Source organism: Anaeromicropila herbilytica (assembly GCF_016591975.1).
Classification (GTDB): domain Bacteria; phylum Bacillota; class Clostridia; order Lachnospirales; family Lachnospiraceae; genus Anaeromicropila; species Anaeromicropila herbilytica.
Map to the genome: position 1 here is coordinate 3,856,792 of NZ_AP024169.1, position 10,295 is coordinate 3,867,086.

Genomic DNA, 10,295 nt, shown 5'->3' on the forward strand with positions numbered 1-10,295 from the left:
ACTAAGAGTTTGCAATGCAAACTCTCGCGCCAAGCGCGGTCTGCGACATCTTCCATTCGCGCTTGTGTGCATCCTGCACGGAGTGCTATTTAATTTATAGGAAATTCGAAGAATTTTTATATAAATGAAAAAAGGTGTCCTCAAATAAAATTTGAGAACACCTTTGTTCCAAACGATTCTTCTATATTCGCCTATAAGTAAGATAACACTTTTTTAGCTAAAAAGAAAGTATTTTTTTTATTATTTTGATTTTTTATTATATTTTACAAAAAACTTTAAAAAATAAATTATTTTTTGTATGTTTTACCTTATTAACATTTTAACTTGATAAAGAGTTCATAATGCTACCTAAATATTTATTATTATCAATGATCCTTGCTTTCTAAAATATTATCTAATACCATTTGATTTGTAGCTCTATCTCGTATATTAACATCCAATTGATCAAATGGAATTGTAATATTATTTTCGTCAAATGCTTTTTTAATCTTTTCAAGCATCTCCCATTTTAATAAATAATAATTTTCTTGCATTACCCAAGCTCTCATTCCAATATTAATAGCACTTGGATCAAAACTATTTACAAAAACTAATATATCATGATCTTTCAATACCATTTCGTTCTGACAAGCGATATCCGATAAAATTCCTTTTACTTTATCAATGTTTTCGGAATAATTTACCAATACGTTAATATCAAGTCTACGAACTGCCTCGTTTGTAACATTAATAATACTTGAATTAGACAATGCTCCATTCGGTATTACAACCATTTTATTATCAATCGTTAGAAGCTTTGTATAAAAAATATCAATTGCTGTAACTGTTCCTTCATTATTTGCATTTTTCTCAATAATATAGTCCCCTACTTTAAATGGTTTCACTATTAAGATTAAGACTCCACCCGCAAAATTAGATAAACTACCCTGCAAAGCTAAACCAAGTGTTAAACCAGCTGAACCAACTAAAGCTACAAATGAAGTACTCTTTATACCTAAAATTACAAAGAAAATAATAATTAACAGCATAGCTTTTAATCCGATTCGAACTAATGCCTTTAAAAACTGCGAAACACTAATTTCTATCTGCGCTCTTTCAAGTGAATGTTCAAAGAGCTTCATTAGTAACTTAACAATTTTATTTCCAATGTACCATACTAGTAGTGAAAAAATTATTTTTAAACCAAAAATTATTGTAATTTCTAAAAGATTATCTGGAATCATTTTTTCAATTCTTGTAACGAAATCGGTTGTTTGCTCTGTTATTACTTTTGTTGTTTCTGTACCTTTTGTTTCCCCTAATACTCTTATGCCTAAATTATAAAACATTCTATTCCTCCGTAGTAATATTTGTTACTCCATCACTATCGACATTATCTTCGTAGTTATTATTCACTGTTTCTATCTGAATTTCTCTATTGGTATCATTTTTATCTCTATAACTGGTTATATCTTCTACTTTTGTATCTAGCTCTATTGCGTCCTTTTGTTCATTCTTGATATTCGTTATTTCTTTATTTATGTTTTTATTTGCTTTTCTGCTTGTTCCTTTTTTATTTGTATCTTTATTACTTGTTTCTTTATTACTTGTTGATTTTCTATTTGATGCTTTTCTATTTATTTCTTTTTTTCCCGTTTGCCTTTTACTTGTTTCTTTTTTAATCGTTTCTTTTTTACTTGCTTTGCTTTTGGATATTTCTTTTTTATTTGCTTCGTTTACATTTGTTTCTCTCTCGATTTCTAATTCTATTTCCTTATTTTCATTAGAATTAGTGACATTCGCTTTTATAGATTCATTTTCAGAAACTGCTATCTCAGTATCAATGTCTAACTCTTTATCAACTCTTACTTCATCTACATCTATAGTGCTATTTTCATCAATATTATCTTCTGTATCAATTATTACACTTTCAGACTCTAAGTTCTCTTTTTTTTCATTCATTACTTCTAATTTATTATTAGTTATGACTTCTTTTTTTCTTCTTACTTTCGACTTTGTAATCGTTACTTCTTCTGGTGTACAACTAAATATTGTCATACCCATTGGAGGTACAGTAATTGCAATGGAATACTCTCTTTCATCTGCCTCTGTATCTTTCGCTACTTTCGATCGTGGATTCAAATTGCCTTTACCACCATATTCCACTTTATCGCTACTAAATATCTCTTTATACTTTCCTTTAAAAGGTACACCTACGATATAGTCTTCATATACAACAGGAGTAAAATTACATACAATTAATAATGTATCTTCTTTGTGATCGGCTTTACGTAAAAAGGATAGAATACTTCTATCGCTATCCATGTTATTTATCCATTCAAAGCCCTCCATAGAAAAATCCTTTTTATAAAGAGCAGGATGCTTTTGATAAAACCAATTCAAATCTTTAACATAATTCTTCATTTCCTGATTCTTATCTTGATCTAGAAGGTACCAATCTAAACCTTTATCTTCATTCCATTCATTATATTGAGCAAATTCTTGACCCATAAATAATAATTTCTTTCCTGGATGAGCCATCATATAAGCATATGCTACTCTTAAATTATTAAATTTATGTTCCATATCTCCCGGCATTTTATTGATCATAGAACCTTTTTCGTGAACTACTTCATCATGAGATAATACCAAAATAAATTTTTCACTATAAGCATATACCATACTAAAGGTTAATTCATTCTGACGACCTTTACGAAATAAAGGATCACATTTCATATAATTGATAAAATCATTCATCCATCCCATATTCCATTTATATTGAAAACCTAGTCCATTATTTTCAACCGCATCGGTAATCTGTGGCCAAGCTGTTGATTCTTCTGCAATGAGAATTGCACCATTTTTTTTACTTCTAAATAATGAATTCAATTTTTTTAACATCTCTATGGCTTCCAGATTTTCATTTCCACCATATATATTGGCAACCCATTCACCATGCTTTTTACCATAATCAAGATAGAGCATCGATGCTACTGCATCCATCCTGATACCATCAGCATGATATTTCTCTACCCAAAAGTTGGCATTTGCAATCAAGAAATTAGCTACTTGTGGTCTTCCATAGTTGAAGATTAAAGTCCCCCAATGAGGATGCGATCCCTGTCTTGGATCAAGATGTTCATATAAGCAGGTTCCATCAAAATTAGACAATGCAAAAGTATCTCTTGGAAAATGTGCAGGTACCCAATCTAATATAACACCAATTCCATGTTGGTGCATATAGTCCATAAAATACATAAAATCCTCTGGCGTGCCATAACGAGACGTAGCAGCATAATACCCCGTAACTTGATAGCCCCATGAAGCATCAAAAGGATGTTCCATGATTGGCATAAGTTCAATATGCGTATATCCCATCTCTTTTACATAATCACACAACCGAACAGCTAACTCTCGATAATTATAAAATGGATCATCTTTATCCTCTTTTTGAATCCAAGATCCTAAATGAACTTCATAGATTAACAAAGGCTGCTTTTCATGATCTACTTTTTTTCTTTTTTCAAGCCAATTATCATCATTCCATTCATATTTATTGATATCATATACAATGGAAGCTGTATTTGGTCTTAATTCGGAGTAATAAGCATATGGATCAGATTTTAAGATTACTAATCCACCTTTTAACTTAAGTTCGAACTTATACAGCTCTCCCTCGTTAATATTTGGTATAAATAATTCAAATATACCTGATGTTCCTAATCTTCTCATAGGATGTCTTCTTCCATCCCATAAATTAAAATCACCAACAACACTAACTCTAATTGCATTTGGTGCCCATACTGCAAATGAAACGCCTTTTACTCCCTTCATTTCAGTTACATGAGCACCTAATTTATCATACACATTATAATGAATTCCGTTAGAAAATCTGCTGATATCAGTTTCAGTGATACTAGACTTAAATGCATATGGATCAGAGATCTCAATCTCTGTCTGATTATCAAATGTAACACAATAAGTATAGCTAAATATTTTTTTACCTGGAACTAGAACTGCATAAAAACCTGCTTCATCCACACGCTCCATTACATATTTCTTCTCTGTTTTAGCAACTTTAACCTCTATTGAAATTGCAGTTGGTATAAATGTATTGATTAAAATGCCTTCTTCTGTAATCTGAGGGCCTAATATTTTATGCGGATCATCATGTTCCGAATAAACAATCGCTTCTATTTCGCCCCAATTGCACAAATTATATAGCTTTTCATCCATTTATAACTCCTCCTTGAAATCATAATACGGTTAAGTAATTACCATATTTTTCCTAATGAATTTTATTGTAACATTATTCGTATTAGATTACAATTATTAAATTGCTAAATTTTATCACTCATATAGCTAATTTTTCAACAATTTATTCAAGGTACCACTCATCAGCAGATTCATCATTACCATCTTCTTTTTTTGGCATATATTTTTTCAAAACTCGCTCCATTAAAAATGAAAATAGTAAACAACTAAGTGCTGGTAAAAAAGATACAGTAATTGGTATAATTCGAATTACATAATAGCTAACTACCACAATAACAACTAAAACAATGGTAGTAGGAAGATGTTTCATAGCCATGAAAAATGAAGTATGAATCAATTGTCTTTTTCTCATTGTAAATCTCGAAAGATTAGGGAATATATAAACGCTAACACATAACAAGATGAAGAACATTGCTCGGTAAATGCAGATGAGAATATATCCTTGTGTCCCTCCCATTTTAACTGCAAGTCTCATATTAAGATATAACAAAGAACCAAATAACAATATAATAAGCCATAGTATCGTTCCAGTGATAAAGTTAGCTTTAAAGGAACGAAAATATTCTTTGGTTAAGTAGCCTCTCTCATGTCGTATTACTTTTACTACCCCATAATATAAAGCTGTTGTTGAAGCACCAATTGTTACTATAGGTATTGACGTAATCAACCATAAAATGCTTAGATAAAAGATATCAAATACCTTTGATAAGCCTGTCATTAATCCGCCTTCCAAGTTAAATAAATTCCCCATAAATATTCTCCTATCTCTTCTATCGTTTATTTTAAGTATTTTGGAACTTAGGTTACCTTTAGTGTATCATATTTGATGATATAATACTAAGGTTTCCTTCTAATGTATACTCTCCATAGCCTGATGACAAAATGAAATGATCACCTTTTGAAATCTTAACATTGTCTATTAAGCCTTCTCCTCCAATTACACTCATAATTGTAAAAGGTTCTTTTGCAGGTAGGGAAATCTCTCCATTAACATCAATCTTACTTACTTCATAATACTCACATTGAATTAATTTTTCAATCGTATTATTCTCAATTGTTATAGTCTCTCGTAGTGGCTTTACTTCTTCAAATGGACAAGTTATTACATCTATGCTCTTCTCTAAATGTAATTCTCTTGGTTTTCCATTCTGCAATCTATCATAATCATATAAACGATATGTAATATCACTATTTTGTTGCGTTTCTAATATTAACGTACCACCTTTAATTGCATGTACCGTCCCTGGTGTAATCTGAAAAAAATCACCTTTTTTAATAGGTTGTACTTTGATTAAATCATTCCATGCCTTATCTTCAATCATCTTCTTAAGTTCATCTTTACTTGACGCATTATGCCCTATAACAATCTGAGCTCCCTCATCGCAATCTAGTATATACCAACATTCTGTCTTTCCTAGAGAGCCATTCTCATTCTGCTTTGCGTAAGTATCATCTGGATGAACTTGAATGCTTAGATCCTCTTTTGCATCTATAATCTTGACAAGAAGCGGAAAAGTATCTCCATTTACATTTCCAAAAAGATCTTTTTCCTTTTTCCATATATCACTTAGCTTTCTTCCTTCATAAGTACCACTTTTTACAACACAATCTCCATTAGCATGTGCACTTACAGCCCAGCATTCTCCCGTTTTATCACTTGGAATATTATAATGGAAATCTTTTGACAATCGATTTCCTCCCCATATCATCTCTTTCATCACTGGATCTAAAAATAGTATTTCTTTCATAAGGCATCTCCTTCGTTTGAATTTTCATTATGATTAAATTATAAACTCTTCTAATTTAATCATAATAAAAATTCACAATAAATGCAACAATATTTCACTTTTAGTTTACATTTTTATTTATTTTGCACTATAATATTCTTTATACAAGCTTCGAAATAAGTTCAAGTAATATTTTATAAGAAAATAATTATTCCTTAGATTGATTTGTCTCTTTACTATTAATTGAATGTAGGAATAAACCACTCCTTAATTTTGGTTCAAACCAAGTGGACTTAGGTGGCATTCGTTTACCTAGATCTGCTACCATGAACAACTCCTCTATTGATGTTGGATAAAGTGTAAAAGCTACCACCATATCCTCCTTTACCCTTTTTTCTAATTCCTTTGTTCCTCTTATCCCGCCGACAAAATCAATTCTTTTATCAATCCTTGGATCTGTAATTCCGAGAATTGGACTTAAAATAAAATTCTGTAATATCGATACATTAAGTGTTTTTATGATTTTCTCTTCCTTATTATATTCATTTTCAATACTATCTAATTGTTCCTTTTTAAATGATAAACGATACCAATGATCATCTATATACATACCATAACTCAGCTTTGAATCTGGTTGATACTCTTTATCTCCACAATCCAAGATATCAAAGCTTTTCTTTACCTCTTGTAGGAAATCATCCTTCGATAATCCATTCAAATCTTTAACTACACGGTAATAGGGATATATCATAAGTTCATTATCAGGAAAAAGTACAGATAGAAAATAATCCGATTCTAGCTTTATCGACTGACTTTCTAACTTCGAATTTTCCTCTTCTTTTCTTCTCTTTAATCCCACTTTAACTGCAGAAGCAGCACGATGGTGACCATCTGCTATATAGATTTGCTTCATTTCGCTAAAGATTCCTTTTATCTCTTTTATTACATCTGGGTTCGATACCCTCCAAGCATTATGATGAATATGATCGGTACTTTCAAATGAATATAAGCAGTCTTGTTTCTTAATATCAGATGTTATTTTAGTCAATTTGTTATTATTACGGTAGGCTAAAAAGATAGGACCTGTTTGTGCATTACATACATCAATATGATTGATTCGGTCTATTTCTTTATCTTCTCTAGTATCTTCATGTTTTTTTATCGTATGATTTAGATAATCATCAATGGACACACATCCTACTATTCCCGTCTGGTGTCTACCCTCCATAATCAGCTCATAGATGTAATAGCACTCTGTTGAATCTTCGATAAAGATTCCCTCTTCTATCATCTGATTTAAGATATCCTTAGCTTTATAATACACCCTCTCATCATACATACTGATAGAATCATGAAACTGAGTGTCTGCGCGATCGATTTTTAAAAATGAGATAGGCTCTCTTATGACTTCTTTTCTAGCTTCTTCTCTTGAGTATACATCATATGGTAATGCAGCAACTCTTTCAGCTAGATGCTCCTTTGGTCTGATACTGGAAAATGGTCTAATATCTGCCATGCACGAAACCTCCTTTATTTATTAGATGATATTATGAGTTGCCCGACAAATGACCTGTTTCAGAATCTAGCCTGGCAATTTGCACAAAACAGAAAAAATGAATGCGCCTTTGAACATGTATTAGAAAATCTTGTTCTCGGATCATTTCGTGTTATATGCTAGGACAGATCTGTCTGAGCGAAGCGAGTTATCTGTCTTAGCATATGTTTTACATGAAATGATCTGAGAACTAGATCTTCTTATACATATTCAATGAAGCATGAGTTTTTCTGTTTTGTGCAAATTACCTAGACAACCTCCCAAACAGGTCATTTGTCGGGCAACTCATATTATATCATTCATGTTAAATATAGTAAATAAACTATCAATCCTAAAAAGTCAAAAAGACAGGATGTTTTAGGTTTCCCCAAAATATCCTGTCCTTTTATATTCCTCTTATTTAATGATTCGTACCTTTAATACTCCTTGGATTGCTTCAATTTTTTCTACAATCTCTTTTGTTGCTGTTACTTCAATATCAAATACTGTATAAGCGAATTCCCCTTTACTCTTATTAATCATATTTGATATGTTAATATTTTCTTCTGACAAAACACCCGTAAATTGCGTAATCATATTTGGTATGTTCCTATGATTTACTGTTATACGTGAAACTGATGTACATACTCCAGCATCACAAGCAGGATAATTTACAGAGTTCTTTATATTACCATTTTCAAGATAATCTCTGATTTCTTTTACTGCCATTACTGCACAGTTATCTTCTGACTCTTCTGTGGAAGCTCCAAGGTGAGGTAGAGCAATTACTCCTGCCATACCTGCTGTCTTAGCATTAGGGAAGTCCGTAACATACTTTTTCACTTTTCCTGATTGTAAAGCTTCTTCTATGTCATTGTCATTTACAAGCAAATCTCTTGCGAAGTTAAGAACAACAACTCCATTCTTCATTAATGCAATCGTATCTTTATTAATCATTCCTTTGGTATTATCAAGTAGTGGAACATGTACTGTTATATAGTCACATTCTCTATAGATATCTTCAATATTCTTTACATGAGTAATATCCCTAGATAGATTCCATGCTGCATCCACTGAGATATAAGGATCGCAACCATATACTTGCATCCCCAGACGATTCGCTGCATTTGCAACTAATACTCCGATGGCACCAAGACCGATAACACCTAATTTTTTACCTTGGATTTCAGTTCCAGCAAATTGAGATTTTTGTTTTTCAACAAGCTTTGCTACGTTTTCATCCTCTTTTACTGTCTGAACCCAATTAATACCACCAACAACATCCCTTGCTGCAAGCATTAATCCTGCGATTACTAATTCTTTAACACCATTTGCATTCGCTCCAGGTGTATTAAACACTACAATACCCTTTTTCGCACATTCCTCTAATGGAATATTATTCACCCCTGCGCCTGCTCTGGCAATTGCTTTTAAGGTTTCTGGTAATTCTAGATCGTGCATTGCTGCACTACGTACAAGTACAGCATCTGCTTGATTTAATTCTTTTACTGTTTCATATTGATTATCAAAAAGGTCTAATCCTACATTAGCAATAGGATTGAGGCAATTCACTTTATACATAAAGGCTCCCATCTGTCGCATCTGGCAACGTGTAAATTACTTATTATCTGCTTCAAATTTCTTCATAAATTCAACTAACTTTTCAACACCTTCGATTGGCATAGCATTATAGATACTTGCTCTCATGCCTCCAACTGAACGGTGTCCTTTTAAGTTTTCAAAGCCTGCTGCTTTTGCTTCTTTTACGAATTTAGCATCCAACTCATCATTACCTGTTACAAATGGTACATTCATAAGTGAACGATCTTCTTTTCTTACTGTTCCTTTGAACATACTACTTTGATCTAAGTAATCATAAAGAATCTTTGCTTTCTTTTCATTTAATTCTTTCATGGCTTCAAGTCCGCCATTTTTCTTTAACCATTTAAACACTTTACCACAGATGTAGATACCATATGCTGGAGGTGTATTGTATAAAGATTTATTGTCATCATGAATCTTATATTTTAACATAGTAGGTGTTCCAGGAAGTGTATCCTCTGTTATTAGATCTTCACGAATAATCGCAATAACTACACCAGCTGGTCCAACGTTCTTTTGAACACCACCATAGATTAATCCATATTTCGTTACATCCACAGGTTCAGATAAGAAACAAGAGGATACGTCCGCTACTAATGGTTTTCCTTTGGTATTAGGAAGTGTCTTGAATTTGGTTCCATAGATTGTGTTATTCTCACAGATATATACGTAGTCAGCATCCTCATCTATGTCAAGATCAGAACAATCAGGAATATAAGAAAAAGTTTTATCTTCACTTGATGCAATGGCTTTTGCTGTTCCATAGATTTTTGCTTCTTGGAATGCTTTCTTTGCCCATTGACCAGTAATGATATAATCCGCCACTTTATTCTTCATAAGATTCATAGGAATCATTGCAAATTGTTGCGAAGCTCCACCCTGTAAGAATAATACTTTATAATTATCTGGAATATTCATTAGATCTCTTAGGTCTTGTTCTGCTTCACCAATAATCGATTCGAATGCTTTCGATCTGTGACTCATCTCCATTACCGACATTCCAGTACCCTTATAGTCTAACATTTCGTCTGCTGCTTCTTTTAATACTTCTTCAGGTAGTACAGCTGGACCTGCTGAAAAATTATATATTCTTCCCACGTTGTGAATCCTCCTTTATTTTGCTTCGAACTTGCACTGTAAATTTTTAATGCTTTACTACATTAATGCATAGACTGATT

At 32.2% G+C, this 10,295-nt stretch carries 7 protein-coding genes; all 7 read right to left on the reverse strand.

All coding sequences use genetic code 11. The features are described from left to right. Positions 1-365: 365 nt before the first annotated feature. Positions 366-1,328, reverse strand: coding sequence for a mechanosensitive ion channel family protein (locus tag bsdtb5_RS16660; RefSeq protein ID WP_271713101.1), 963 nt, complete (start codon positions 1,326-1,328; stop codon positions 366-368). Position 1,329: 1 nt separating this feature from the next. Next, on the reverse strand, positions 1,330-4,215 hold the full coding sequence (gene glgB, locus bsdtb5_RS16665; RefSeq protein WP_271713102.1) for a 1,4-alpha-glucan branching protein GlgB: 2,886 nt from the start codon (positions 4,213-4,215) through the stop codon (positions 1,330-1,332). 142 nt (positions 4,216-4,357) lie between these two features. Continuing rightward, the gene (locus bsdtb5_RS16670) at positions 4,358-5,005 is read right to left on the reverse strand and encodes a YesL family protein (RefSeq protein ID WP_271713103.1); all 648 of its coding nucleotides are present in this window, start codon (positions 5,003-5,005) and stop codon (positions 4,358-4,360) included. A 58-nt stretch (positions 5,006-5,063) separates the two neighbouring features. After that, on the reverse strand, positions 5,064-6,002 hold the full coding sequence (manA, locus tag bsdtb5_RS16675; protein ID WP_271713104.1) for a mannose-6-phosphate isomerase, class I: 939 nt from the start codon (positions 6,000-6,002) through the stop codon (positions 5,064-5,066). Positions 6,003-6,189: 187 nt separating this feature from the next. Beyond that, on the reverse strand, positions 6,190-7,497 hold the full coding sequence (locus tag bsdtb5_RS16680) for a DUF1015 domain-containing protein (protein ID WP_271713105.1): 1,308 nt from the start codon (positions 7,495-7,497) through the stop codon (positions 6,190-6,192). Between the two features lie 435 nt (positions 7,498-7,932). After that, a complete protein-coding gene (locus tag bsdtb5_RS16685) occupies positions 7,933-9,096 on the reverse strand; it encodes a phosphoglycerate dehydrogenase (protein ID WP_271713106.1) in 1,164 nt (387 codons plus the stop codon). A 36-nt stretch (positions 9,097-9,132) separates the two neighbouring features. Then, a complete protein-coding gene (gene serC, locus bsdtb5_RS16690) occupies positions 9,133-10,215 on the reverse strand; it encodes a 3-phosphoserine/phosphohydroxythreonine transaminase (RefSeq protein WP_271713107.1) in 1,083 nt (360 codons plus the stop codon). Positions 10,216-10,295 lie beyond the last annotated feature (80 nt).

Excerpts from the sequence above, each read along its gene's own strand:
- glgB (WP_271713102.1), bottom strand. The coding sequence starts at position 4,215 with ATGGATGAAAAGCTATATAATTTGTGCAATTGGGGCGAAATAGAAGCG.
- bsdtb5_RS16670 (WP_271713103.1), bottom strand. The coding sequence starts at position 5,005 with ATGGGGAATTTATTTAACTTGGAAGGCGGATTAATGACAGGCTTATCA.
- bsdtb5_RS16680 (WP_271713105.1), bottom strand. The coding sequence starts at position 7,497 with ATGGCAGATATTAGACCATTTTCCAGTATCAGACCAAAGGAGCATCTA.
- manA (WP_271713104.1), bottom strand. The coding sequence starts at position 6,002 with ATGAAAGAAATACTATTTTTAGATCCAGTGATGAAAGAGATGATATGG.
- bsdtb5_RS16685 (WP_271713106.1), bottom strand. The coding sequence starts at position 9,096 with ATGTATAAAGTGAATTGCCTCAATCCTATTGCTAATGTAGGATTAGAC.
- bsdtb5_RS16660 (WP_271713101.1), bottom strand. The coding sequence starts at position 1,328 with ATGTTTTATAATTTAGGCATAAGAGTATTAGGGGAAACAAAAGGTACA.